Source organism: Jatrophihabitans sp. (assembly GCF_046262535.1).
GTDB lineage: Bacteria > Actinomycetota > Actinomycetes > Mycobacteriales > Jatrophihabitantaceae > Jatrophihabitans.
In genome coordinates, this window is sequence record NZ_JBHEMO010000026.1 from 1 (window position 1) to 24,963 (window position 24,963).

Here is a 24,963-nt window from a genome sequence, read left to right on the forward strand (position 1 = left end):
TACGACAACTCGCCAACCGCCACGTCGGCATCCTGCACGGCTGCCTCAAAACCCGCACGCTCTACGACGAAAACACCGCCTGGCCAGCCCACAACACCGCCGCCGCTTGACATCCAAAAACCTGGGATGTCTGCCGCGCAGCGGTACATCGCCGAGTTGATCTTGTTCAGTCCGCATTTAGTCCGCAAGACGATCGGTAGGTACTGAACGGGACCGACATGTACCAACGCTGGAGACGCCGGAATTACTGGGGTCCAACGCTGTCCGCGCACAGCCACCAACCACGAGATAGTTCGAGCTCTACTACGACGTCTGAGTAGCGAAGCTGACACTGGAGGCCCCGGAAATTTTTCCGGGGCCTCCAGTCGTCTACATCGTGGTCTGACGAACAGCCAACGGGGCTCTCGGCGGAACCGTTCAACTCTGGGAATGGATCGCCGATCGTCACCGTGGCCATCGGTCGTTTCGCCCGCGCACCACCTGCACTCGCCGTGGCCGGTCGCGTATTACCGGCGTGGGTACCGGCCTCCTGTTCGGCGAAGGCAGCGGGGGCTGCCGACCGGGAGGATCCATGTCCGCGGCCGCAGCGCTGGGCCTGACTGGTGCGGGAATCGTCGCCGTCTCGGCGGTCTACTACGCCATCGACGTGCTGCGCGGCGCTACCCGGCCGCAACGCACGTCCTGGGGTGTCTGGGCGCTCGTCGGGATCCTAGGTGTGTCGTCGTCCGACGCCGGCGGAGCCGGGTCCGGGATGTACGCCGCGGCGGTGGACGCCGTCGCCTGCGCCGCCACGTTCGGGCTCAGCCTCATCCCGCGCTACGGCAAGCCCGGTGGCCGCGGTCTCGATCCCTACCTTGGCCTCGCAGCAATCGGCGGGGTGGTGCTGTGGCAACTTGGACCGCTCACCGACGGCGGCGCGGCGATCTGCGCCGTCACCTGCGATACGGTCGCCCTCTGGCCCACGCTCCGCGACGCCCGGCGTCGGCCCGACCTCGAGTCGCGACTGTCGTGGTCGGCCGATGTCGTCGGCAACGTGCTCTGCCTGGCCGCTGTCGGCACCCCGTCCGTCGCCGCACTCGTCTACCCGATCTTCCTGGTCATCGCCGCGGCCGCCATGACCGCCGTCCTGCTGACGGCACCGGCGCCCGAGGCCGCCCTCAGGTCACGTCGTCGCCAGAAGCGCGCGCTGTCTGCGGCACGTACGGGGTCAGCGGCGGACCTCCACGCCGAGTCGTTCCGCCAGCCTCACTGCCGCCTCGATCTCCACCCGGCGACTGGACACGCTTTCGACGTTGATGCCGAACGGAACACCGAGAGCTCGGCAATAGGCGATGAGGTCGACGGCGTTGGCGAGCGCCAACTGGTAAGACGCCTCGAGTGTGTCCGTGGCGTGTCTCAAGTCGTTCTCGATCCAGCGGGGCACGCCAACGCCGAGCCAGTTCAGGAACTCGAGCGTGCGGATCGATCCGCACACCGAGAATGTGAACACGACGGGCGCGGCGACGGTTGCCCGCTCGACGCAGGCGTAGTGGTAGTCGGAGACGAGATTCTTCGCCGCGTTGGTGTCGTACACGACCTGAGTCACGAAGAAGCGGGTTCCGCCGTCTTGCTTCGCCAGTAGTCGGACGATTTCGTCGCCCCGCTGGGCGTGACGCTCGGGTATCGCGACACCTCCAAGCAGCAAGGCCGGGTTCGCCTCGCGGATCAATGCCTGAGCCTGCTTCAATGACGTCTTCGGCCGGCTGTCCCTGCTCGCGGCTCCGACGAGCACCGCCATCACCCGCGACGGATCTTGGCCCTCGCACCACGCGCCCAGCTCGGCGGTTGAGTACTTGCCGACCGCGCGATAGACGACGACAGGAGCCCGCCAACTGGCCAGGTTGTCGGCGAGAAAGGCCGCCGGGTCCATCGTTGGCATGAAGGGGAACGGGCGCTGCGCCGGATTGCGCGCGGCTTCATCAGCGATGTCGTAGAGGATCAACCCATCCAGGTCCAGGGGCAGGAGGCGAGCGAGAGTGGCGTCGGCGATCTCTTGCGCGCGGTCGCCGGTGCTGGACGAACGCGGCGGTGTCAGCGCGAACAGAAGGAACTCGCCCGACCCGTCGGCGATGCGGTCGATCAAACTCATGTGGGCAACGTAACCGCTCACCAGACCAAGTCACTCGAGCGCTCATCCGGAGCACGAGCGGGATATCGATGTCGGAGTGTCGATATACGTTCCGCTCGACCGTCGTATCAGTAGGGCGGTACAAGAGCGGCAACGGAGGGATCCCGACAATGAGTCACGACGGTCCGATCGCGGTCACTGAGGCTGATCCGCGACGGTGGAAGGCGCTCGGGGTTCTCGGGCTGATCCAGTTCATGCTCGTGCTCGACATCACGGTGGTGAACGTGGCGTTGCCGCGTATCCAGGACGACCTTCACTTCACGCAGTCCGGTCTGGCTTGGGTCGTCAACGGCTATGTCTTGATGGCCGGCGGCCTGTTGCTGTTGGGTGGTCGGCTGGCCGACATTCTCGGTCGTCGGCGGGTCTTCCTGCTCGGTGTCGGCATCTTCGCGATCGCCTCCGCGACCTGCGGTGCCGCGGTTGATCCCGCGATGCTGGTCGTGTCGCGGTTCCTGCAGGGGGCCGGTGAGGCATTCGCGGCTCCGGCGTCGCTGGGCTTGATCGCCCTGCTGTTCCCGGATCCGCTCGAGCGAGTCAAGGCGCTCGGCCTCTGGGGTGGCATCGCCGGGTTGGGCGGCACGTCGGGCACGGTGATCTCGGGACTGCTCGTCAACTACGTCTCGTGGCGTTGGATCTTCTTCGTCAACCTGCCGGTAGCTGCGTTCGCGCTGCTGGCCGTGCCGCGACTGGTCTCGGAGAGCCGGATGGTCCGCGATGCCCACCGGCCCGACTACGCCGGGGCTGTCACCGGAACTGCGGGACTCGTCGCCGTCGTCGATGGCTTACTTCAGGCCGCCAGTCACCCGTGGGGCTCCTGGCACGTCCTGCTCCCGCTCCTGGGCGGTCTGACTCTGCTTGCGGTCACCGTCCGGATCGAAATGGTCTCGGCATCCCCGCTCATCCCGCTGAACTTCTTCAAGAACCGCACCAGGGTGGTCACCAACTTCGTCACTCTGTTCTTCTCGTCAGCCTTCTTCAGCTACTTCTTCCTGCTCACGCTGTTCGAGCAGCAGATCCTGCACTATTCAGCGATCCGCAGTGGGCTTTCGTACCTGCCGTTCGGACTGACGATCGGTGCGGGCATCGGGATCGGCACGGCCCTGATGCCCAAGATCGGCGTCAAACCGCTACTTGCCGCCGGATTCTTCATCTGCGCCGGCGGCTTGGCGCTGACCAGCGCCGTCTCAGTCGACGCCCAGTACTGGTCGCACATTTTCCCGGGAATGGTTGTCCTGGGCCTCGGCGCAGGCCTCACCTTCCCCGCGATCGGCAACGCCGGCCTGCACGAGGTCACCGAGCAGGATTCGTCCCTGGCTTCGGGCGTGCAAAGCGCGATGCAGCAGATAGGCGGCGCCCTCGGATTGTCGGTGCTGGTGACACTCGGATTGCGCCACGCCGCGACGCAAGTGGCGCACGGAACCTCGCGGGGTCTGGCACTCACCGACGGCTACGTCCTGTCCTATCGTTTCGGTGCCGGCCTGCTCGTCATTGGCGGCGTGCTGGTGCTGACGCTGCTGGAGCACGTGGCGGCGCAAACCCGTTCGCCGCTGGTCGAAGCTGCGCCGTTGCCGCAGGGCGCGACGCTGCCGGTGGACGCGGAGCTGCGCGTTCAGATCGATTAGGCGTTCTCAGCGGCGTCGCTTGATGTGGTCGGACAACGCCCGCTCGATGTCGCGCCGTGCATCGCGCTCGGCAAGGTCGTGCCGCCGATCCCAGGTCTTCTTCCCGCGGACGAGGGCGAGTTCGACCGTGGCGCGCCCATCGCTGAAGTACAGCGCCAGGGGCACCATCGACAATCCGCTCTCACGAACCATCTGTTCCCACTTCAGGATTTCAGCCCGGTGCAACAGCAGCTTTCGCTTGCGCCGCACGGCGTGGTTCGTCCACGTGCCGAACGCGTACTCGGCGATGTGGAGGTTGTGCAGCCACATTTCGTGGTCCTCGACGGTGGCGAACGCATCGCCCAGAGATGCCCGGCGCAGCCGGAGGCTCTTGACTTCGTTGCCGACCAGCACGATGCCGGCCTCCACGGTGTCCAACACGACATAGAGGTGGCGCGCCTTGCGGTTGGTGGCGACCGGAAGCCGTCCGCGCTCTTTCACGCCATGAGTGTCACAGCCGGGAGGACTTGCGCAATCACCGTACGTGGCTTGAAACAATCGAGGACGTGATGCCCGACCCGCACGCTCGCCACTCTCACCAGCACACCGACGCCGACTCCAAGACCCGTCAACACTGGCTCGCGTCGGAGTGGTCGTTCATTTCGAGTGCACTACCGCCCGCGCCCGCGCGTGTTCTCGAGATCGGCTGCGGCACCGCGGGCGGCATCGTGCCGGCTGCGCTGGCCGCCGGCTATGAGGCGATCGGTGTGGACCCCCGCGCGCCAGAAGGCTCCGCCTATCGGCAGATGCCGTTCGAGAGCTATGAACCGCCATCGAGCATCAGCGCGGTCGTGTCGGTCCAGGCGCTGCACCATCTGGCGGACCTCGACGCAGCCGTCGAACGAATCGATCGGATGCTCAGCTCCGACGCGGTGCTCGTGATCGTGGAATGGGCGTGGGAGCACATCGACGAGCAAACGGCGCGATGGCTGTTCGACCGGGTACCCGGCGAGGCGAATTCCGGCTGGGCCGGCGAACGCCGCGACAGCTGGCAGGCGAGCGGCCTCCCCTGGTCCGAATACCGCGACCGGTGGGCGCACGAGCATGGCCTGCACCGTTGGCGCCAGGTTGAATCCGCCCTCGCCGGCCGTTTCGACACCGTCCTGCGGGAGGACGTCCCTTCGCTGTTCGCCGACGTCCCCGAGATCAGCCAGGAGAGCGAGCGGGCCGCGATCGCCGCAGGCGAGATCTCGACAACCGGGGTTCACTGGGTCGGCCGTCGCCGCACCAGCGCGACAACCAGCCGCAGCTGACGACGGCGGTCAGCGGCCAGCACAGAGAGGTGTTCCAAGATGAAAGCGATCGTGGTCACCGACCAGGCTGCCGGAACCGCCGGGATGACGCTGGTGGAGCGCGCCGAACCGTCAGCAGCCATCAACGACGTCATCGTTGAGGTTCATGCGGCGGGGTTCGTCCCCACCGAGATGGAATGGCCCTCGACCTGGACCGATCGCTCCGGCCGTGACCGAACACCGTCCATCCCCGGGCACGAGCTGGCGGGAGTGGTCACCGCACTCGGCTACGGCACGACGGGACTGTCAGTCGGACAGCGCGTTTTCGGCCTCGCGGACTGGCATCGTGACGGCACCTTGGCCGAGTATGTGGCCGTCGAGACGCGCAACCTCGCGCCGCTGCCGGGCGACGTCGACTTCACCGTCGGCGCGAGCCTGCCGATCTCGGGTCTGACCGCGTGGCAGGGGCTGTTCGACCACGGCCGTCTCAAGGCCGGGCAGAGCGTCCTTGCACACGGCGCCGCGGGCGCAGTCGGGACGATGGTGACGCAACTCGCGCGTGAGCTCGGTGCGCACGTCATCGGCACCGGACGCGCGGCCGACCGTCAGAAGGTGCTCGACTTCGGCGCACACGAGTTCCTGGACCTCGACAACGACGCCCTCGAAGACGTCGGCGGCGTCGATCTCGTCTTCGATGTCATCGGCGGAGACATCCAGGACCGGTCCGCAGGCCTGATTCGAGCCGGAGGAGCGCTGGTGTCGGTTGTCGGGCCGGCCGCGGCGCGGCCCGCGTTCGGCCTGGTGATCGACTTCGTTGTCGAGTCCGATCGCCGTCAACTGGGTGAGATTGTCCAGCGGGTGCGCGACGGTCGGCTGCGGACGAACATCGGCACCATCGCAGCCCTCGACGATGCCGTCGTTGCCCTCAATCCGACCGAGCGGCGCAACGGGAAAACAATCATCCGCGGGGCACGGGCGGCGGATTGAGCTACTTCTCGGGCCCCCTGTGCCGTGAGTCGCCCACGGATCAGGCGAGCAGGCCGTCGACGACGACCTCCAGCATCGGCCCTACCGATGCGGCGGGCAGGTTGCCCTGGTCGACAACGCTGGCGATGCCGCCCACGAGCCGGGCGAATTGCAGTGAGTCGACCCCCGGGCGAAGACCGTCTCCGAGCTCTTCGATGATCTGGGCGTTGGCCGCGCGCAGCGCCTGACACTTCGTTTGTATCGGCGAGGTCTCGTCCTCCATCGCCGACGTGATCTTGGCCGGTCCGCCCTTGTGCACCGAGATCAGCTGGACGTAGTTCTCGAACCAGCGCAGCAGAAGTTCACGCGGCGTGCCGCCCTCGGCGCGCACCTTCCCGACGGTGTCGTTGACCTGGGCGACCCATGCCTGCATCACCGCATCGACCAGGGACTCGCGCGTGGGAAAGTGCCGGTACAGGGTTCCCGCCCCGACGCCAGCGGCCTTGGCGATGTCGTCCAGCGGCGCGTCGTAGCCCCGAGTGCGGAAGGCGACGCGCGCGGCCTCGACGATCTTGTCGCGATTGCGTGCCGCGTCCGCCCGCACGGTCGGCCTCCTGGTCGGTAAATGGCTTGCTAAGCGGAGACAGTCTCCGTATCGTAGTTCTCGAAACGGAGAATCTCTCCACATAGTCTACGTCGACTTGCGGCCGAACGCACGCAGGTCAGAACAGGACTCGCTCGATGTCTTCAACGCTGCTCACCCGACCCGGTTCCACGGGGTCCGCCCGCCGCAATCCGGCGATCGGGATGTGGGTCGTCCTCATCGGTCAACTGATGCTCGTGCTCGATGCCACGATCGTGAACGTCGCACTGCCGCACATCGCCTCGGACCTGCATTTCGGGTCGGCGTCCCTGTCGTGGGTGCTCAACGCATACAGCCTCGCCTTCGGAGGCATGTTGCTGCTCGGCGGACGGCTGGGAGACGTGCTTGGCCGGCGCCGTGTGTTCATGACCGGCCTGAGCCTTTTTACGCTCGCCTCCTTGGCCGGCGGACTCGCCCAAGCGCCCTGGGAGCTGGTCACATCGCGGGCCGTGCAAGGTGTCGGCGCAGCGCTGTCGGCTCCCTCCGTGCTGGCCCTGATCGCGACCAATGCGCCGAACGAGGCGGCCCGCAACCGGGCCCTCGCGGCGTTTGCGGTGATCTCGTCCGCAGGCGCCGCCCTCGGCCTGATGCTCGGCGGCGCACTTACCGATCTGGTGTCCTGGCGCTGGACGATGTTCGTCAACGTACCGATCGGTTTGACAGTTCTGCTGCTCGTGCCCGGGCTGGTCACCGAGACCGCCCGCCGCCACGGTCGATTCGACTTCATCGGCGCGGCGTCCGCGACCGCGGCCGCGGTGAGCATCGTGTGGACGGTCATCAACGCACCCGAGCACGGATGGGGCAGTGCGCGCACCATCGGCGGCTTCGTCCTGGGCGGCGCCCTGCTGGCGGTGTTGGCGGTCACCGAGCGTCGCCACCCGCACCCGCTGCTGCGCCCCGCCCTGCTCCGAAGCCGTCAGCGGATCGCCGGGCTCATCTCGATGGCCGCCGTCTACGGCGGGATGCTCGCGACCTTCTTCCTCACCGTGCAGCTGCTCGCGCACCAGTTCGACTACAGCCCACTGCGATCAGGCGTGGCGTTCCTGCCCGTCCCGATCGGCGTCTTCACGATGTCGCGCCTGGCCCCCCGTCTGGTCGTTCGAGTCGGACCGGCTCCGCTCATCGCCGCCGGTGCTGCGAGCGTGTTGATCGCGATGGGGTTACTGCTCGGCGTCGACTCCTCCACCACCTACGAGAGCGGCGTCTTCCCGTCCCTATTGCTGATGGGCCTGGGCATGGGCGCCAGCTTCATGCCGATCACCGTCCTCGCCCTCAACGGCGTCGAGCCCGAGCACACCGGAGCGGCGTCGGGCCTGCTGCAGACCATGCAGCAGCTCGGCGGAGCGGTCGGACTCGCGGTCGTCGCCTCCGTCTACGCCGGGCACCGCAGTAGCGGCTTCGACTCGGCGCTCCAGGCCGGGTACGGCGCGGCCACCGTGCTGGCTGCGCTCGCGTTGGCCAGCGGTGTCACGCTGCTGGCACATAGACGCTTGGCCACCGGGTAACCCGTGCCGGCGCCCCGGAGGCTCCAATCGGAGCGGCCGGCCAACCGGTGTCGGTGTTCGTCGCGACGGTGCTATGAACGCAAGGAGGGGAGGTTGACCACGATCGCCTCCTGCGTGCTTCGCGCAAGGACCACCACAGCCTCGTTCTGCGAATCGTTGTTCTCCTCGCGGTGTGGCGTGTATGCAGGCACGAAGACGTAGTCACCCGGGCCGGCCACGATGCGCGTCTCGTCGCCCGACTCCGGATCGAGGAAGACGAACTCCGGGTTCCCGCTGAGCACGTAGATAGCGGTCTCGGCCTCGCCGTGATGGTGATCCGCGGAACGTGCCCCAGACTGGACGTGGGTCTGACCCATCCAGAGTTTCTCTGAGCCGACGGTCTTGCCGCTGATGGCGGCGAACCTCTGCATGTCACCGGACTGAGCCGTATCCGTGCTCAACTGGCCCGCGCGCACGTGGCGAAGCGGTGGGTGAAATCCATCCGTCACAGCAGAGATTCTGTCATCAACGCGCCGATCAGCAACATCGCGAACGCGAGGCCGCCGACCAGCCTGTTCAGGTCTTGCCCCAGCGGGAGAGGGCGAAGCCGTAGAGGCCGAACACGATCAGCCCAGCTGCCACGAGCCCGAGCAGCCACGGCCCGTACGGCTGACCCGCCAGTGTTCGCAAGGCTCCATCCAGGCCTCGGGACTTCTTCGGGTCGAAGGTGACGGCGGCGTCGATGACCAGCGCGCCGGCGATCGCAAACACGATGCCCCGAGCGATCGTTCCTATCATCCCGGCGTACACGACGACAGTGCGGGTCGTTCCATGCAGTTCGTGCATCTTCAAGTTCTTCTCGAACTTTCGCCGCAACCCGTTCGCGATCATGCCCAGCCCAACGATCAGGACGACGACGCCGGCCAGCCCCACCAGCCACTGACCGAAACTGTGCCGCAGGAGCCGCGCGGTCAGCGTGGCTTGCTGCTTGGACTGGTTCTGCCTGTGGGTGCCGGCGATGAACAGGAACGTGCTCACGCACAATCCGGCATAGATCGCCCCGCGAGCCAGCGACTTCAGTCGGGCCCCCGTCTTCTTCCCGTCGGCCGCCGTGCCGAACGCCGCTTCGCTGAAGCGCCACAGCGCGTAGGCGGCGAAGCCGAAACCCAGGATCCACAGCAACGCCATTCCGAACGAGTGCCGCGCGATGTCGGCGAGGGCGCCGCGCTGATTGGCCTCCTGGGCGCGGTGACCGCGCGCGATCTTGATCGCCAGCCACCCGATGACGAGATACACGAAGCCGCGCGCCGCCAGACCGATGCGGCCTGCGGCCGAGGCTCCCTGGCCTTCAGCGACACGTCGGGACGAAGTGGCGATACCGGTCACGGGAACGCGCCTGCTCTCTTAGGGAATGCGGGCCGATGTGCCTCATATCATTCCCACTTTTAAGTCAGCTTCACACCGACAGGGCCGTGAGATGTCATCGACGAGATGAAGCGACGATAGGCTTCCGCTGCTGGCGAGCCGCTGCCCGCGCACGAGGGTCACGGACGGAGCCATGGTGGAGGGGTTGGCCGGGCAACCGATCGCAAGGCTGCTGCGTGCTCACCAGTCCGCCGCTCCTGACGAATTCGTCGAGACGATCGCGCAGGCAATCGTCGGGATGGGTGGACGGGACGTCGTCCTGTTCCTGATCGACTACGCACTCCTCGAGCTGACCCCGCACCCTGATGTGCTCGTGCACGGCGAAGGTCCCGAGGTCGCGTCGCTGGACGGCTCGATGGCGGGCCGGGCATTCACGTCCCAATCCCCCTTGGCGGTCGAGCGGGAGGACGGCTGGCACGTCTGGGTCCCGGTCAGCGAGCGAGCCGACCGGCTCGGTGTCCTGGCGATGACGTTGCCGACGTGGGACCCGCAGATCGAGACGTGGTGCGTCGAGCTCGGACTTGCGGCCGCGCCGCTGCTGTTGGCCAGCGCGCAGTACACCGATCTACCGCACCTGCTGCGGCGTCGCCACCGGATGGACCTTGCGGCGGAGATGCAGTGGGCGCTGCTTCCCCCGCTGTCGTTCAGCGCCGGCGGAGCTTCGGTGGCCGGTTTGCTGGAACCGGCATATGAAGTGGGTGGGGACTGCTTCGACTACGCATACAACGCCGGACTGTTGGACTTCGCGATGTTCGACATGGTCGGTCACGGTTTGCGCAGCGCCGTGCTGGCCGCGCTGGTGGTCGGCGCCTACCGGCACGCCCGCAGAGCCGGCATGGACCTGCCGGAGCTCGCGGGCGCCATCAACGCTGCGGCACTCACCTTCCCCGACACTGGCATCTTCGCGACCGCCGTCCTGGCCCGCCTCGACGTCTCCACCGGCCACTTGCGCTGGATGGCCTGCGGGCACCCGCACCCGTTGATCGTCCGCCGCGGTTCCATCCTGACCGCGGCGTCCCCCGCGCCGGGGCTGCCGCTCGGGCTGGGTACGTACGGCTCCGTCGTGGGTGACATCGTCGCGGTCGATCTCGAGCCCGGTGACGGGTACTCCTGTACACCGACGGCGTCATCGAGGCCCGAACTCCGACCGGAGATTTCTTCGGTGCGGAACGGCTGCGCGACCTTCTCGCCCGCGAACACGTTGCGGGCGACTCCCCGCAAGAAGTCGTCCGCCGACTCGTGCGCACCACGATCGAGCACACGGCGGACGCGGGGCTCCGCGACGACGCCAGCATGCTGTACATCCACTGGGCCGGCGCAGCCGGTTGAGACTGGACACCTAGAAGGTCTATGCCTAGGCTGCCGAGGTATGAGCAGTGCACATTTGAAGGGCAGTCTCGATCTGATGCTGATGGGGGTTTTGCGCCGCGGACCGGCCCACGGCTACGCGATCATCGCGGCGCTGAGAGAGCGCAGCCAAGGCGAGTTCGATCTCGCGGAGGGCACCATCTACCCGGCGCTCCACAGGCTGGAGGCGGCCGGCCGAGTCGCCAGCTGGACCGAACTCGCGCAGGGCCGCCGGCGTCGGACCTACGAACTGACCGCCCTGGGCCGCAAGGAGTTCGCCGCGCAACGGCGTGATTGGCAGGAGTTCGTGACGCACATGCAAGCGGTGCTGACATGACGGGCCGGCCGAGCGCGACGCCGATCGAGGACTACCTCGACGAGTTGCTACGCCGCACGCACGCGGATCCGCGGACGACCCGGCGGCTGCTGGACGAGGCGAGCGATCACCTCGCCGCTGCCGCCGCGGAAGTGGAGAAGGCGGGCACGCCCCGGATCGAGGCCGAGCGTGAGGCAGTGCGGCGGTTCGGGGCCGCCGCCGACGTTGCCCAGGCAACGTCGCGGCGCTCCTTCGCGACGCTGGTCCTCGAGACGGTGCGGGCCGCGATCCTGCTCGGCGGGTGGGGACTGGTAGCCGTCGGCATCAGCGGAGGCGTCGTCGCGCTGATGAGCGCCCTGTTCGGTCAGCGGTTCGTCGGCGGCGCAACGATCCTGGGCACCGGCCGGCCCGACGTGGGAGAGATCGCGCACGACGCCGTCGTGCTGCGGGCCCTCGCCGGCGCAGTGGGCCTGCTCCTTCTCGTCGGATACGCGCTGTTCGCCCGTGACCGCCAACCTGCGGTCGTCCTGCCGCGCGGTCTTGTCGACGCACTGGGCGCAGCGGCGTTCACCGCAGCGGCGGTCGGGCTCACCGGCGCATCGATCGACCAGGCCGTCACCGGTGGCGGCAGCAGCGGGGTGGGTTTCTTCCTCAGCGGCGCTCTGGTATCGCTCGCTGCCGCCATTGCGTTCAGTGCCCGCGCGACCCGCGCCCTGCTGCCATCACGCTAGCTCGCGTGCGGGTCGGGATCGAAGGCCAAGGGGTGCCACAGCCGCCGGCGAAGAGAACGCCTCGGCTCATTCGCGTCGGGCGAACCACACCTCCTCGACCGGCCACCGGCTCGCCCAGTCCGCCGTTACGTATTCGCCGCCGGGCGCGACGCCTTCGGCGACGTACAACTCGACCACGTCTTCACCCGTGAACCCCGATCCCCGGAGCAGCCTGATCCACTCCGTGACCCAGGTGGAATTCAACGCCTGCGTCGGATTCCCAGCTCATGCGGTGCAACCCGGCCTGCGGGCGCAACAGCCGACCAGTCGCCACCCCCGTGTCCGGCACGCACAGCATGAGAAGCAGGGAATTGCACGAGAACACGAGCCGGCCGTTGGGGCGCAGCACCCGCGCTGCCTCGGCCACCCATCGGTAGGGATCGCACCAGATGGACGCGCCGTACTCGCTGATGATCAGGTCGAAGCGGGCGCTGGCGAACGGGATGTGCTCGCCGTCGGCCTGCACCAGCGGGGAACCACAGCCCGAACTCGTCCTGCATCCGGCGCGCCGTCGCCAACTGCTGCGCCGAGTTGTCCCGCCCGACAGCGTTGCCACCGGCACGAGCCACCCACGACGACACATAACCCGTGCCGCAGCCCAACTCGAGGACATCAGCACGCGCCACATCGTCGGGCAGCATCCGAACCTGCGATTTCGGCGCGTTGCCGATCCCCCACGTCGGCTCGGGCTGAGCCCACAGCGGTCGCGCAGCGCGGGCGTACTCCGCAGCCAACTCGTCCAGTGCGCCCGGTTCGTCTTGACGTCAGGTCGTGAGAGACCTGGCGACGATCCGGGCCGCGGCGGAGATCCGGCGATCTTGTGCAGACACGCCGACAACTGCCCGCGTATCTGCACAAGATGGCTCCGTCGCCACCAGATCGGCTAGCCTCCGACCGGAGCGCTCGGGGTGAACTCGACGGGCAGCGACTCCAAGCCAGCGACGAAGTTCGAGGGCCGTCGGGGGCGTGGGGCGTCCGGGACAAGACGCAGATCGGGCAGGCGGGCGAACAGCCGCTCGAACATCACGCTGAGCTCGAGCCGGGCCAGTTGGTTACCGAGGCAGAAATGGCTTCCGAGACCGAACGCGAGATGGGGGTTGGGGTTGCGGTCGATGTCGAAGGCGTCGGGGACGTCGAAGACCTCTTCGTCACGGTTAGCCGAGGGATAGAACAGCATCAGCTGCGAGCCCTCGTCGAGCTCGACGTCGCCCACGGTGACCTTCCGGGTCGTGGTGCGGACCATGTCTTGGATCGGGCTCACCCAGCGCAGCATCTCCTCCACTGCCCGCGGGATGCGGCCGGCGTGGGCCTGCAGCGCGGCGAGTTGAGCGGGATGCTCCTGCAAGGCGAGCATGCCGCCGCTGAGCACGTGCCGCGTCGTCTCGTCGCCGCCGATCAGGATGAGGAGCGTCTCGAAGATGAGGTCGTCCTCGGTCAACCGGTCACCGTCGATCTCGGCATTGGTCAGGATGCCGATCAGGTCGTCGGTGCGGCCGCTCGCCCGTCGCTCGGCGATCACCGGGATCAGGTATTCGGAGTACTCGATGAATGCGGTGGACGCCGCCGCCATCGACTCCTCATCGGGCTGACCCTGGCTGCGGAGCATGTCGTCGGACCACCGCAATAGATCGGGGCGGACCTCGGGGGCGACGCCGAGCAGGTCACCGATCATGATCAGCGGCAGTTGGGCGGCGATGTCGTGGACGAAGTCGCAGGCGCCTCGCTCGCACACCGCGTCCAACACCTCGTCGCACACGGCGCCGATGTGGTTGGTGAGCCCGGCGACACGCCGGGGTGTGAAGCCCGCGCTCACCAGCTTGCGGCGCCGCGTGTGGATGGGCGGATCGGTCTCGATCATCATCGGCATCGCGTAGAACTTGGGCCGGACACCCTCCGCGTTGGAGAAGGTCGCCGGGTCGAGGCTGAGCGCGCGGACGTCGGCGTAGCGGGTGACCCCCCAGATGCCGTTGGCCTCGTCGTGATAGACGGGTTCGTGGCGCCGCATCCAGGCCCACGCGGCGTGCGGGTCGTCGGCGTAGAAGTCCCCGCTCATCAGGTCGACGGTCAGGGTCTCAGTCATTGGTGTCCTTCCGGTGCTTGGCGATCAGCTTCTCGACCTGTCCGTTGAGAGTGGCCGCCGTCGGCCAGCCGCAGTAGTGCGCGAGAAAGATGACGATCTCGCGGAGGGCCGCGTCGTCGAGCTCGCCCAGGCGGTAGGCGGAGTCGAGCTGGATGTCGAGGATGTCGTGCTTGCCGGTGGCCGCAAGGGCACCGATGAGCAACAGGCGGCGTTGCTCGGTCGTCAGCCCGGCGCGCGTCCAGATCTCGCCGAAGAGGTGGTCGCGGGTGACGGCGAAGAAGTCGCCGGGGAAGTCGCCGGACTCCCAGCCGTACACCTCGTTCATCTTGGCCAGGCCAGGCGGGATCTCCGGCATCATGCGACTCCCAGTCCGGGTCCGAGGCGGGTGAGGGCGAGATCCGCCAATGGCGTGTCGACGCCCAACTGGTCGCCGAGTTCGACCGCGAACGCCAGGTCCTTCTCGCCGAGCGATCGCACGTGGTCGAAGATCTTGAACCACGGGTCGTCCGGCGCCAGCGGACCGCTGCGGTCCCGCCACATGATCGCTCCGGCGCCCCCGGTGATGGCGTCGGTGTGCCGGACGATCTTGCCGAGTGTCGGCAGGTCGAGGCCAGCCGCGTCGGCCAGCGCGAGCGCCTCGGTGGCGGCGGCGAAGGCGACGAAGTGCAGCAGGTTGCGTGCGAGCTTGGCCGCGGTGCCGGCTCCGATCGGGCCGACGTGCACGACCAGGTCGGCCATCCGCTCGAGCAGGGGACGACCGAGGGCGAACGCGTCGGCCGACCCGCCGACCATGATCGCCAGCCGCCCGTCCTTCGCGCCGAGCGCTCCTCCGCTGACCGGTGCGTCGAGGATGTGGACGCGATGCGGCTCGGCGAGATCGGTTAGGACGCGTGGCGTGCCGGGGTCGACCGTCGAGTGGACCGACACCACCGTTCCCGGCGACGCGGCAGCCAGTATCTCGAGGACGACCGCGCGGACCTGCTCGTCGTCGCGCACCATCACCGAGATGTGGGCGCACTGCTCGGCCAGTTCGCCCACCGAGCCGGCCACCTCGGCGTCCAGGTCGGCGAGGCCGGCGGTGGCCGCCGCGGACACGTCGTAGACGCACAACGGCCCGTCCGTCAGCCGGCGGGCCATCGGCGCGCCGATCTGGCCGAGCCCGATGAACCCGCAACAGGTGGGCGCGGTGCGCGTCATCGCGCGGCCTCCGCGATCAGCTTGGTTTCCAGGTACTCCTCCAGGCCGGCCACGCCCATCTCGCGCCCGAGGCCCGACTGCTTGTAACCCCCGAACGGCGCGTCCGGCGCGAACCACACACCACCGTTCACACTCAGCGTCCCGGTGCGGATTCGCTTGGCCACGGCGCGGGCGCGCTCCGGATCGGCGGATGTCACGGCGCCGGACAGTCCGTAGGGCGAGTCGTTGGCGATCCGGACGGCGTCGTCGTCACCGTCGTGGGCCAGGACGACGAGCACCGGGCCGAAGATCTCTTCGCGCGACGTCCGGGCATCGTTGTCGAGCCCGGCGACGACCGTCGGTGCGGCCCAGAACCCCCGGTCGAAGTCGGGGCGCGTCCCGCCGACTGCGAACCGGCCGCCCTCGGCCCGGGCCAACGCCAGGTAGCCCTCCACCCGGTCGCGCTGGACGGAATTGATCAGAGGCCCGCACACCGTCGCCGGATCGGTCGGGTCACCGACCTTGATGTGCTGCATGGTGCGGGCGGCGACCGCGACCGCCTCGTCGTAGCGGGCCCGCGGCACGATCAGGCGGGTCGTCAGCGCGCAGCCCTGGCCGGCGTGCACGCACACGCTGTACGCGGCGAGCCCCGCCCCGGCGCCGAGGTCGCCGTCGTCGAGGACCACGGCCGCCGACTTGCCGCCGAGCTCCAGGAACACCCGTTTGAGGGTCCCGGCCGCGCTCGCCATCACCGCGCGGCCGGTTGCCGTCGAGCCGGTGAACGAGACGAGGTCGACGCGCGGATCGCTCGTGAGCATCGCGCCGGCCACGTGCTCCGGTGAGGTGATCACGTTGAAGACCCCGGCCGGTAGATCGGTGTGCTCGGCCGCCAGGCGGCCGAGTTCCGCGGCGATCCAGGGAGTGTCGGGCGCCGGCTTGAGTACCACCGTGTTTCCGGCCGCCAGCGCCGGACCGATCTTCGCCAGGTTGATCTGGTTCGGGAAGTTCCACGGCGTGATCGCGGCCACCACGCCGACCGCCTCACGATGGACGTGGCGCGTCGTCGGAATGCCCATCGGCGCCGCCGGGCCCAGCTCGCGTTCCCATTCGTAGCCCGCCGCGAGGTCGGTCACCCATGCCAGCGACTCGACCGGCAGGTCGTACTGCGGCCCGGTCGTCAGGCGCGCCGGCGCGCCGGCTTCGGCGGTGGTCAGCGCGCGCATGGCCGGCCCGTGGTCGACGAGGGCGCGGTGCAGCTGGCGCAGGCACTCGATCCGGAAACCCACATCCGTCGACCACGCCGTCTCGTCGAAGGCCCGGCGAGCCGCGGCGACGGCGGCCCCGACGTCGCCGGCGGTGGCCGCCGGCGCCGCGCCGATGACCTCTTCGGTCGCCGGGGTGACGATCGGGTAGGTCGCGCCGCCGGACGCGGCCGCCAGCTTGCCGTCGATGAGAAGCTGCGCCGGCGCCGTCACTTGCGGGTGATCCGCACGGGCAGGTGGGCGAACCCGCTGACGTTGATGGAGTGCACCCGCTCGATCCCGGCGCCGTCGTCCACGTCGATCCGGCCGGCGCGGGCCAGGAGTTCGGACAGCGCAATGTTCGCCTCCAGCCGAGCCAGGTTGGCGCCCAGGCAATAGTGCCGTCCCGCGCCGAAACTGATGAGTGCTGAGGTGTCTCGGTCGATGTCGTAACGCTCGGGGTCGGGGAAGACGGCCGCGTCGCGGTTGGCCGACGCGAGCAGCAGGACGAGCTGCGCACCGGCCGGGGCCACCTGACCGTGCAGGGCGACGTCCTTGAGCAGGTAGCGGGCCAGCACGTGCGTCGAGCTGTCGAAGCGCAGCGTCTCGTTGACCCAGCCCGGCACCCGCGACTCGTCGGCCTGCACGAGGGCCAGCTGATCAGGATGGCGATCGGCCCAGTACACGCAGTTGCCGAGCAGCTTGGTCGTCGTCTCGTTGCCGGCGACGATCATCAGGAAGGCGAAAGCGAGGATCTCGGAGTCGGCCAGGTGATCGCCGTCGGCGTCGGCCGCCGCGAGCGCGGAGATGAGGTCGTCGCCCGGGTGCTTGCGCCGGTCGGCCAGCACGTCGGTGAAGTAGGCGAACAGCGCCATGGCGGCGTCGATCCCCGCCTGGGGTACGTCGCGCGCGCCGGGCGGGCGATGGATGAGCAGGTCGGCCAGGCGGCGCAGCTCCGCCCGGTCGGCCTTGGGCACTCCCATCATCGTCGAGATGACGTCCATCGGCAGTTTGCCGGCGAACTCGTCGATGAAGTCGACGGTGTCGCCGTCGGCCATCGCATCCAGGTACTCGCAGGCCAAGGCCCGGATCTGCGGCTCGAGCTGTTGTATGCGTCGCGGCGTGAAGCCCCGCGAGACCAGCGCCCGCAACCGCGTCTGCTCCGGCGGATCCATAGCGAGGAAGGACATGGCGTATTTCGCGTTCGGCCCCCACGCGGCCGGGTCGAGTGACACGCCCATGCAGTTGGAGTACGTCGCCTCGTCGCGCAGCGCGGCAGCGACGTCGACGTGGCGCGAAAGCGCCCAGAAGTCGAGCTCCACGTTGTGATACAGCGGCGCGTTCGCGCGTAGGTCGGCGTACACCGGGTACGGGTCAGCCTGCACCTTGTAGTCGTACGGGTTGTAGCGAAGCGTCGCAGTCACCTGCGCCCCCCGACGACAAGTTTGGCGAAGCGCGCCATCCGGACACCGAGTGTCGCGTACTCCGCGTGACCCAGACCGACCTGCAACATCGCTCCCGACCAGGCGATGGTCAGGGCGTCGAGCACATCGGCGCGCGCTCGGTCGCCCAGCGCGGTCGCTATCCGGGCGTTGATCTCGTTCCCGATGAGCAGGCGCAACTGCCGGACGTCCGGTTCCGGAGCCAGCATCGCCGACGTCGTGGCGGCGGCAAGCTCTTTCTCCGACGCGAGGAAGTCCGCGAGATCGTTGAACACTTCGACGACGCGGGCGAGCGGCGTCGTCAACGTCTCCTCGAGCCGGGGACGCTGATTGAGCCGCCGCCAGAAGATCTCGGCGACGAGATGGTTCTTGGACGAGAAGTACGTGTAGGCGGTCGCGGGGGCGACTCCGGCGCGATGCGCCACGCTGCGCACTGTCAGCTCGTCGAAGCCGACCTCACGTAACTCGTCGCGCGCAGCGGCAAGGACCCGTTCGACGGTGCCCGCTTGGCGCGTGTTGAGTTCGCGGCGGGTGGCCTGCGTCGGCTCGGAACTGGACACGGGTCCAGACAGTAGTCCAGTCACGCGCGTGCCGCTATCCCCGCCTCGACCTCGATGCGGAACCCGAGGGCGCGCTGACGACGGTATGAGCCGGCTGAACGTCGTGAATTCGCGTTCTGCAGCGGGCATATCTTCGCCCGACCGCAGGTTCTATGCGAACCGAGATCGACGCGCGCCCGAGGAGAAGAAGATGTCCGCAGTCCTGACGCCCGACAACCGCCACGAGGTCCTCACTGCGCGACTCGCCGCCCTGCGCGCCGACCGGCACGACATTCTCGCCGAGATCGCACCGGTGGGCGTCGGCGACGACGCCGACCGGGCCACCAACGTCGACGGCCACGTCCGCCTGGCGATGCTCGACCAGCGCATCGCCGCCGTGGAAGCCGAACTCGCCGAAACCGAGTTGGGGACCAAGCGCCCCGAGGTCGAGGAAGGCACTGTCGCGATCGGCAAAGTGGTCACGGTTGATCTCGGCGACGGGCCGGAGACGTATCTGCTCGGCACCGTCGAAGAGGCCGGCGCCGGAGTGGACGTGATCACTCCGAGCAGCCCGCTCGGCAAGGTCCTGCAGGGTGCCCGCGTCGGCGCGACGCTGTCCTACGCCGCCCGCCCGGGCCGCACGTTGCAGGCCACTCTGCTCGCCGTGGCGTGACCGTTTCGACGTTGGCGACGCCGGTCAGCTCCGCAGCGCGGGGACCGGCGCCAACAGCGCGGCGACCAGCATGGCGTTGAGGTTGGCCACGAAGGCCGACTCGTCGAGCACGAATGGTCCGCCTTCTTCGATCCGCACGGCTCGGTCGGCGAGCGCAGCCGTCAGCGCCCCGATCATGACCGCGATGCGTTCCCCGGCCAGTTCCGCCGGCATGGACTCTGCACAGATGCGGTGGACCTGCTCGAGCTGCGCGCGCAGTGCGCGGCTGACGATGGGCGGCGGGACCGACCCGCTGCGCACGCCGGCGTGCCCGGCCAGCTGCGCGGTGATCCGCAGGAAGTAGCGACCCTCTTGTGTCTGCAGCCGGTCAGCGGTCGGCTGCACCATGTCGGCGATCACCGTGGCCAGATCGGGCTGGCTCTCCTGCGCAGCGAGGCGCCGCACGCGCGCGGGCTCCATCGCGTCGATGTGCCATTGGCAGATCGCGCTTAGCAGACCGTCGCGTGAGCCGAAGTGATAGTGCACGGCCGAGTCGTTCGCCTGCCCCGCCGCACGCACGATGTCGCGCATCTGCGCCCCATGGATCCCGTTCACGGCGAAGAGCCGCTCACCCGCGGCGATGAGCTTGGCCCGCGTCCCACTTGCATCCACAGCCATAGTAAAAGCATAGTTAGTAACGTTGGTCATTACGTAGGAATCTAAGGAGAATGTATGGGGGGCGCCCCTTCCGCTCCGCTCCGGTACGACCCGTACGACCCAGCAGCTCTCGAGGATCCGTACGCCGCATACCGGGAATTACGCGATTCCGACCCCGTTCACCTGCACACCGGCCGATACGGCGACGGCGACTTCTACGTGCTGTCCCGGTTCGAGGACATCTGGGCCGCGGTCCGTCGAGCCGACCTCTTCTCCTCGGCGCAGGGCATCACGTTCCGCAACGAGCGCAGCGCGCTCGGCCTGGCCCCGACGCTGGTCATGCTCGACCCGCCGGTGCACACCGGCCTGCGCGCGCTGATCGGCTCGGCGTTCACGCCGAAACGCGCCGCGCGCCTGGAGGGCGAGCTGCGCGAGTTCGTCCGTGGCCGGATAGCCGAGATGGAGCGCAGAGCCGCCGACGGTGAGCCCGTCGACCTGCACCGGGACTTCTCGTCCCCCGTGCCGACCTTCGTCCTCGGCTCGCTGCTCGGCATTCCGGACTCCGACCGTTCCCGCCTCGATCCCTGGGTGGCCGGCCTGACCAGGTTGCAGAACGCCGGATTCGCCGTCAACGGCGTCGGCGATGCGGTCGCCTCGGTCGCCGAGATGTATGCGTACTTCAGCGATGTCGTCGCCGCGCGCCGGGCCGAACCGCGTGACGATCTGCTCGGTGCGCTGGTTGCGGCGGACATCAACGGCGAGCGGCTGACCGACTGGGACATCCTCGGCTTCTGCTTCGTCATGGTGGCCGGCGGTAACGACACCACCGGAAACCTCATCTCCCACGGCGTGATGCTGCTCGATCAGGACCATGCCGCGCGCGAGCGGCTGGCCGCCGATCCCGCCCTGATCCCGAACGCGCTCGTCGAGTTCCTCCGCCTCGAGTCCTCCGTGCAGGGCTTGGCGCGGATGACCACGGCCCCGGTGACCGTGCGTGACGTCAAGATCCCCGAGGGCGTCAAGGTGCTCATGCTGTACGGGTCGGGGAACCGGGACGAGCGGGAGTTCGGCGCCGACGCGGACCGCCTCGACCTGACCCGCGACATCAAACGGCATCTGGCGTTCTCGAGCGGCGCGCACTTCTGCATCGGCTCGCACTTCGCCCGGCTGCAGGCCCGAGTCGCGTTCGAGGAGCTGTACGCCCGACAGCCGCATGTCGGGGTCGACGTGCCGGCCGGACGTCGGCTGCACTCGTCGTTCACTCGTGGATGGATCAGCCTGCCCGCGACCGGGGTCGAACCGGCCGGATTCAGAAAGCCGTGACGTCGAAGATCGCGGCCAGCGCGACCCCGGCGACCAACAGGCCGCCGGCGTTGCGCGTGTGTAGGAAGGCCCAGGCTGCGTACCAGAGCGGCCAGACGGGGAAGCCGCGCGGCTTGGTCTCCGGTGCCGCCTTGGTCAGCGGGCCCCAGACCTGTCGCGCGGCCGGGATCGACACGAGGCCGAGCAGCGCGGGCCAGGGCAGGCACTGGGCGGCCACGGCGGCCACCAACAGAACGTAGTAGCCGGCGATCAGCCCGCGGGTGACGGCCAGGGCTCGCACCCGGCCGAGGAGCACCGGAACCGTGCGGATCCGCAGCGGCGCATCGAACGGGATCTTGTCGGTGTGCTTGCCCATGAGCACGGCCGTGCACAGCAGCGCGTAGGGCAGGCCCGCCGCCCAGACCTCCCATGGCAGGTGGCCGGTGGCCGAGAAGTACGTGCCGCCCACCATCAACGGCCCCCACGTGATGAACACGTCCAGTTCGCCGAGGCCGCGTTTCTTCAGCCGTAAGGGCGGCGCGGTGTAGGCCGCACTGAGCAGGAATCCGCCGATGCCGAACGCGAGCACCCACGGCCCACGGGCGGCGGCCAGCACGATCATGATCGCCAGGTCGGCGAGGTTGATGGCGAGCGCGATGGCGGCCAGCTGCCGCCGCGTCGTCAAGCCCGACAGGATTGGATGCGGGGCGTACTGCGCGCGCGGATAGCTCGCCGTGTCCTGCCCGACGTCGGAGTCGAAGAGGTCGTTCATCACGTTGTTGGCCACATGGGCGAGGACGATGCCCAGCAGCGCGAGCAGGAAGTACCCGGTGGAGAACCCCGGCTGGCGCACTGCCAGCAGACCGGCCAGGAGACCGGCGACCAGCGTCATCGGCAGGACGGCGGCGCGGGTCAGGACGAGGGCCTTGGTGAGCCCGTCCACATGGCCACGCGGCGGATTCGTCGTCACCACGGCATAGAGCCAGCCGTTGAACCGCTCATGGAGCGTCGGATTGTCCGGAACGGTGACAACGGGCACTTCGCCGGCGCTGCGATCGAGCGGCTGGGTCACCCTGCCGAGGGTAGGCGCACGCGCCGGAAAAGCAGCGCATCGGTGGAATGATGAAGCGATGACGGGGACGTTGGAGCGCTCGTCGGTCCAATCGGACCGTCGACGGTTTCCCGGCTTGCTGCCGCACCGCATGCTGCTGTGGCGCCGGCCCGTGTGGTGGCAGGAGATCGCCATCGTCGCGTTCGGCTACTGGCTCTACACGCTCGGCTGCCGGGCGATCCCCGCCGAGGCCGCCCTCGCCCACCGGCACGGCCTGGCGATCCAGCATCTGCAACAGAAGCTCGGGCTGAGCTGGGAGCCCTCCTTCAACCGCTTCGTCGCCGCGCACGAGTGGCTGGCGCAGACGATGGACTACTACTACGCCACCATGCACTTCATCGTGACGCCGGTTGTTCTGGTCTGGCTCTTCAGTCGCCGCGCCCACCTGTACCGCGGCGCCCGCACCGTCATCGTCGCCACCACCTTGATCGGGCTGCTCGGCTTCTACCTCTATCCGACCGCGCCGCCCCGACTGCTACCCGGCTTGGGTTATGTCGACACCGCGTTGAAGTTCCACACGTGGGGATCGCTCGCCGATCCCGACATCGCCAAGCACTCGAATCAGTTCGCGGCGATGCCCAGCCTGCACATGGCGTGGGCGATCTGGTGCGGGCTGTCGATCTTCGCGGCTGCCCGGCATGTCGCGGTGCGGATCGTCGGTCTGCTCTACCCGCTGGCCACGCTCGCTGTGATCGTCGGCACCGCGAACCACTTCATCCTCGACGCCGTGGGCGGCGCCGCGCTCGTCGGCCTCGGCTTCGCCGTCCAGTGGGCGATGTCCGGGCACGGTGCGTACGTGGACGTCAGGACACCGGAATCAGCTGGAACACCTTGATCGTGCGGCGCGTCCGCTGCTCGTACTTGGCGAAGTTCGGCCAGGTGTGCACCATCCCCGGCCACAACTCGTCCCGCTCCTCCCCCTCGATCCGGCGGGCGGTGAAGTCCGCCGTCCGGCCCTTATGCCGTAGTTGGCCGGCCATCGCGGCTTCGAGGTTGCCGACCCACATCGGCTCCTTCGGGCCGCCGAAGTACGAGCCGGCGACCAAGAACGTCTCGCCGTAGGGGACGCACAGCAGCGGGGTGCTACGCGCGATGCCGCTGCGCCGACCCCGGACGGTCATTGTCAGGCTGGGCAGGCCGGCGACGTCGAGCAACCCGAAGCGGCCGCGGGTGAGTCGCTGCAGCCGGGTGTCGGCCCACAGGATCTGCGGGAGCAGGCGGGGCAGCCAGGAGATCCCACCGATCCGCACGGCGAGCGGTGTCAAAATCCCCATCGGCTGATCGTAGGAACTCCTCAGGCGAGGACGCGCACCGGCTGCCCGTCCGTCCACGCCAGGATGTCCTCGACGACCTGCGCGAACCACGTGCGGTAGTTGTCGGTGGTGACGTAGCCGATGTGCGGCAGCAGCAACGTGTTGGGCATCGAGCGCAATGGATGGTCGAGCGGCAAGGGCTCGATGTCGTAGACGTCCAGGGCCGCACCGGCGATCCGCCGGGCGCCCAGCGCCTCGATCAGCGCGGGTTCGTCGACGATCGGTCCGCGTGAGGTGTTGACCAGGTAGGCCGTCGGTTTCATCGCCGCGAACTCAGCGGCACCGATCAGGCCGCGGCTCGCGTCCGACAACGGCATGTGCACCGTGATGACGTCGGCCTCGGCGAACAATTCGCGCTTGCCGACCGCGCGTACGCCGTGCGGGTCGGCCCGTTCCTGCGTGAGGTTCGGCGACCACGCGAGGACCGACATCCCGAACGCCTGCGCCAGTTCGGCCACCGGGATGCCCAGGTGCCCCAACCCGACGACGCCGAGAGTGAGGCCCGACAATCCGGGACCGATCGTGTGCTGCCAGCCGCCCGCGCGCACGGCGGCGTCCTCCTGAACGAAGTTTCGGGTGAGCGCGATGATCATCCCGATCGTCACCTCGGGCACCGAACTGCCCGTGCCCGTCGTGCCGCAGACGGTGACTCCCTGTGCCGCGGCCGCGGCAAGATCGATCGCCGCGTTCTTCATCCCGGTGGTGACGAGCAGCCGAAGCTGCGGCAACTCCGCCAGCAGCGCGGCCGGGAACGGCGTGCGCTCGCGCATCGCAACCACGACTTCGCTGTCGCGCAGCCACTCGAGCAGCTCCGTCCGGTCGTCGGTGTGGGCCGAGCGGACCTCGATCGCGTAGCGAGCCGCCACCGCGGACCAGTCGGCGCTGGCGAGGGCGACCGACTGGTAGTCGTCGAGGATCGTCAGGGTGGGCATGGCGCCGATGCTATGGGGCGCTCGTGCGTCAGGCGTAGGCGTAGTCCTCGAGCGGGAAGCGGTCGGCTTCGCGGAAGGCGTTGATCGTCGACGTCGGCCGCAGGATCGCCGCCTCGCCGTGCTGATTGAAGTAGTAACTGCGCGCGGAGGAACACGAGCCGAGATTGAAGACCGAGTCGCCGAGCCGGCTGCGCATCCGGTCGAGGAACTCGGCGTTGGCCTGCTCGGAGACCTCGAAGGTCGTGGCGCCGCGGCGGCGCAGCTCACCGAAGAGCCGCTTGAGGTGGCGCATCTGCGACTCGATGGTCGTGAAGTAGGACAGCCCGCTGTAGGAGTAGGGGCTCGACAGCGTGATGTAGTTCGGGAAGTACGGGACGGCCACGCCCTCGTAGGCCTGGAACCGGTTCTCCCGCCACCACTTGCCCAGGTTGCGTCCGTCCCGCCCGATGATCTCGATCGCCGGGAAGTTCGTCGTCCAGATGTCGAATCCGGTCGCGAGGACGAGGG

At 68.5% G+C, this 24,963-nt stretch carries 25 protein-coding genes and 3 pseudogenes; 10 read left to right on the forward strand and 18 right to left on the reverse strand.

Features of this window, described 5'->3' with window-relative positions; translation table 11 throughout:
• Positions 1-1,207: 1,207 nt before the first annotated feature.
• Positions 1,208-2,128, reverse strand: coding sequence for a methylenetetrahydrofolate reductase (locus ABR571_RS04190; protein ID WP_409451936.1), 921 nt, complete (start codon positions 2,126-2,128; stop codon positions 1,208-1,210).
• A gap of 149 nt (positions 2,129-2,277) precedes the next feature.
• Here ABR571_RS04190 and ABR571_RS04195 point away from each other — a divergent pair, with 149 nt between their 5' ends.
• Entirely contained in the window at positions 2,278-3,789 is a 1,512-nt protein-coding gene (locus ABR571_RS04195; protein WP_409451937.1) for an MFS transporter, read from the forward strand.
• 6 nt (positions 3,790-3,795) lie between these two features.
• On the opposite strand, the gene smpB is transcribed toward ABR571_RS04195, so the two are convergent.
• A complete protein-coding gene (gene smpB, locus ABR571_RS04200; RefSeq protein WP_409451938.1) occupies positions 3,796-4,269 on the reverse strand; it encodes an SsrA-binding protein SmpB in 474 nt (157 codons plus the stop codon).
• Positions 4,270-4,337: 68 nt separating this feature from the next.
• Between smpB and ABR571_RS04205 the strand changes: the two genes are divergently transcribed.
• The gene (locus tag ABR571_RS04205; RefSeq protein ID WP_409451939.1) at positions 4,338-5,081 is read left to right on the forward strand and encodes a class I SAM-dependent methyltransferase; all 744 of its coding nucleotides are present in this window, start codon (positions 4,338-4,340) and stop codon (positions 5,079-5,081) included.
• Between the two features lie 39 nt (positions 5,082-5,120).
• Complete coding sequence (locus tag ABR571_RS04210) at positions 5,121-6,047, forward strand: NADP-dependent oxidoreductase (protein ID WP_409451940.1); 927 nt, start codon at positions 5,121-5,123, stop codon at positions 6,045-6,047.
• Between the two features lie 40 nt (positions 6,048-6,087).
• On the opposite strand, the gene ABR571_RS04215 is transcribed toward ABR571_RS04210, so the two are convergent.
• Positions 6,088-6,630, reverse strand: a complete 543-nt coding sequence (locus tag ABR571_RS04215; RefSeq protein WP_409451941.1) for a TetR/AcrR family transcriptional regulator — start codon at positions 6,628-6,630, stop codon at positions 6,088-6,090.
• 137 nt (positions 6,631-6,767) lie between these two features.
• On the opposite strand from ABR571_RS04215, the gene ABR571_RS04220 reads away from it, so the two are divergent.
• The gene (locus ABR571_RS04220; RefSeq protein ID WP_409451942.1) at positions 6,768-8,174 is read left to right on the forward strand and encodes a DHA2 family efflux MFS transporter permease subunit; all 1,407 of its coding nucleotides are present in this window, start codon (positions 6,768-6,770) and stop codon (positions 8,172-8,174) included.
• 71 nt (positions 8,175-8,245) lie between these two features.
• On the opposite strand, the gene ABR571_RS04225 is transcribed toward ABR571_RS04220, so the two are convergent.
• Both ABR571_RS04225 and ABR571_RS04230 read right to left on the reverse strand, forming a co-directional pair.
• Entirely contained in the window at positions 8,246-8,671 is a 426-nt protein-coding gene (locus ABR571_RS04225) for a cupin domain-containing protein (protein WP_409451959.1), read from the reverse strand.
• 58 nt (positions 8,672-8,729) lie between these two features.
• Positions 8,730-9,539, reverse strand: coding sequence for a DUF1206 domain-containing protein (locus ABR571_RS04230; RefSeq protein WP_409451943.1), 810 nt, complete (start codon positions 9,537-9,539; stop codon positions 8,730-8,732).
• A 796-nt stretch (positions 9,540-10,335) separates the two neighbouring features.
• On the opposite strand from ABR571_RS04230, the pseudogene ABR571_RS04235 reads away from it, so the two are divergent.
• The 3 genes and pseudogenes from ABR571_RS04235 to ABR571_RS04245 all read left to right on the forward strand — a co-directional run bounded on the left by ABR571_RS04235 (position 10,336) and on the right by ABR571_RS04245 (position 11,972).
• Positions 10,336-10,907, forward strand: a pseudogene (locus tag ABR571_RS04235) (PP2C family protein-serine/threonine phosphatase).
• Positions 10,908-10,989: 82 nt separating this feature from the next.
• Positions 10,990-11,262: a PadR family transcriptional regulator gene (locus ABR571_RS04240; RefSeq protein ID WP_409451960.1), complete on the forward strand. Its 273-nt coding sequence runs from the start codon at positions 10,990-10,992 to the stop codon at positions 11,260-11,262.
• Positions 11,259-11,972, forward strand: coding sequence for a permease prefix domain 1-containing protein (locus tag ABR571_RS04245; protein WP_409451944.1), 714 nt, complete (start codon positions 11,259-11,261; stop codon positions 11,970-11,972). Before ABR571_RS04240 ends, ABR571_RS04245 begins: the two co-directional genes overlap by 4 nt.
• A 181-nt stretch (positions 11,973-12,153) precedes the next feature.
• On the opposite strand, the gene ABR571_RS04250 is transcribed toward ABR571_RS04245, so the two are convergent.
• The 8 genes and pseudogenes from ABR571_RS04250 to ABR571_RS04285 form a co-directional block, all read right to left on the reverse strand.
• On the reverse strand, positions 12,154-12,477 hold the full coding sequence (locus ABR571_RS04250) for a methyltransferase domain-containing protein (protein WP_409451945.1): 324 nt from the start codon (positions 12,475-12,477) through the stop codon (positions 12,154-12,156).
• Positions 12,478-12,556: 79 nt separating this feature from the next.
• Positions 12,557-12,652, reverse strand: a pseudogene (locus ABR571_RS04255) (SAM-dependent methyltransferase); the annotation flags it as partial.
• Between the two features lie 242 nt (positions 12,653-12,894).
• A complete protein-coding gene (locus tag ABR571_RS04260) occupies positions 12,895-14,091 on the reverse strand; it encodes a cytochrome P450 (RefSeq protein ID WP_409451946.1) in 1,197 nt (398 codons plus the stop codon).
• Positions 14,084-14,449 carry a carboxymuconolactone decarboxylase family protein gene (locus tag ABR571_RS04265; protein WP_409451947.1) on the reverse strand — a complete coding sequence of 122 codons (366 nt, stop codon included), beginning with the start codon at positions 14,447-14,449 and terminating at the stop codon, positions 14,084-14,086. Before ABR571_RS04265 ends, ABR571_RS04260 begins: the two co-directional genes overlap by 8 nt.
• Positions 14,446-15,288 carry an NAD(P)-dependent oxidoreductase gene (locus tag ABR571_RS04270; protein WP_409451948.1) on the reverse strand — a complete coding sequence of 281 codons (843 nt, stop codon included), beginning with the start codon at positions 15,286-15,288 and terminating at the stop codon, positions 14,446-14,448. The genes ABR571_RS04265 and ABR571_RS04270 overlap by 4 nt, the downstream gene beginning before the upstream one ends.
• Positions 15,285-16,742, reverse strand: a complete 1,458-nt coding sequence (locus tag ABR571_RS04275) for an aldehyde dehydrogenase (protein ID WP_409451949.1) — start codon at positions 16,740-16,742, stop codon at positions 15,285-15,287. Before ABR571_RS04275 ends, ABR571_RS04270 begins: the two co-directional genes overlap by 4 nt.
• Entirely contained in the window at positions 16,739-17,932 is a 1,194-nt protein-coding gene (locus tag ABR571_RS04280) for a cytochrome P450 (RefSeq protein ID WP_409451950.1), read from the reverse strand. The genes ABR571_RS04275 and ABR571_RS04280 overlap by 4 nt, the downstream gene beginning before the upstream one ends.
• Entirely contained in the window at positions 17,929-18,510 is a 582-nt protein-coding gene (locus ABR571_RS04285; protein ID WP_409451951.1) for a TetR/AcrR family transcriptional regulator, read from the reverse strand. Before ABR571_RS04285 ends, ABR571_RS04280 begins: the two co-directional genes overlap by 4 nt.
• 190 nt (positions 18,511-18,700) lie before the next feature.
• On the opposite strand from ABR571_RS04285, the gene ABR571_RS04290 reads away from it, so the two are divergent.
• Entirely contained in the window at positions 18,701-19,162 is a 462-nt protein-coding gene (locus ABR571_RS04290) for a GreA/GreB family elongation factor (RefSeq protein ID WP_409451952.1), read from the forward strand.
• A 24-nt stretch (positions 19,163-19,186) separates the two neighbouring features.
• On the opposite strand, the gene ABR571_RS04295 is transcribed toward ABR571_RS04290, so the two are convergent.
• Positions 19,187-19,819, reverse strand: coding sequence for a TetR/AcrR family transcriptional regulator (locus tag ABR571_RS04295; RefSeq protein ID WP_409451953.1), 633 nt, complete (start codon positions 19,817-19,819; stop codon positions 19,187-19,189).
• A gap of 54 nt (positions 19,820-19,873) precedes the next feature.
• On the opposite strand from ABR571_RS04295, the gene ABR571_RS04300 reads away from it, so the two are divergent.
• A complete protein-coding gene (locus ABR571_RS04300; RefSeq protein WP_409451954.1) occupies positions 19,874-21,121 on the forward strand; it encodes a cytochrome P450 in 1,248 nt (415 codons plus the stop codon).
• Here the strand turns inward: ABR571_RS04300 and ABR571_RS04305 are convergent.
• Positions 21,108-22,172, reverse strand: coding sequence for a prenyltransferase (locus ABR571_RS04305; protein WP_409451955.1), 1,065 nt, complete (start codon positions 22,170-22,172; stop codon positions 21,108-21,110). The genes ABR571_RS04300 and ABR571_RS04305 overlap by 14 nt on opposite strands.
• Positions 22,173-22,230: 58 nt before the next feature.
• Between ABR571_RS04305 and ABR571_RS04310 the strand changes: the two genes are divergently transcribed.
• Complete coding sequence (locus tag ABR571_RS04310; protein ID WP_409451956.1) at positions 22,231-23,046, forward strand: phosphatase PAP2 family protein; 816 nt, start codon at positions 22,231-22,233, stop codon at positions 23,044-23,046.
• On the opposite strand, the gene ABR571_RS04315 is transcribed toward ABR571_RS04310, so the two are convergent.
• From ABR571_RS04315 to ABR571_RS04325, 3 genes and pseudogenes are all read right to left on the reverse strand, one after another.
• Positions 23,015-23,485, reverse strand: coding sequence for a nitroreductase family deazaflavin-dependent oxidoreductase (locus ABR571_RS04315; RefSeq protein ID WP_409451957.1), 471 nt, complete (start codon positions 23,483-23,485; stop codon positions 23,015-23,017). The two genes, ABR571_RS04310 and ABR571_RS04315, sit on opposite strands and share 32 nt — an antisense overlap.
• Positions 23,486-23,505: 20 nt before the next feature.
• Positions 23,506-24,456 (reverse strand): D-2-hydroxyacid dehydrogenase family protein, encoded by a 951-nt coding sequence (locus tag ABR571_RS04320; RefSeq protein ID WP_409451958.1) that lies wholly within the window; start codon positions 24,454-24,456, stop codon positions 23,506-23,508.
• Between the two features lie 28 nt (positions 24,457-24,484).
• Positions 24,485-24,963 (reverse strand): annotated as a pseudogene (locus tag ABR571_RS04325) (NAD(P)/FAD-dependent oxidoreductase); the annotation flags it as partial.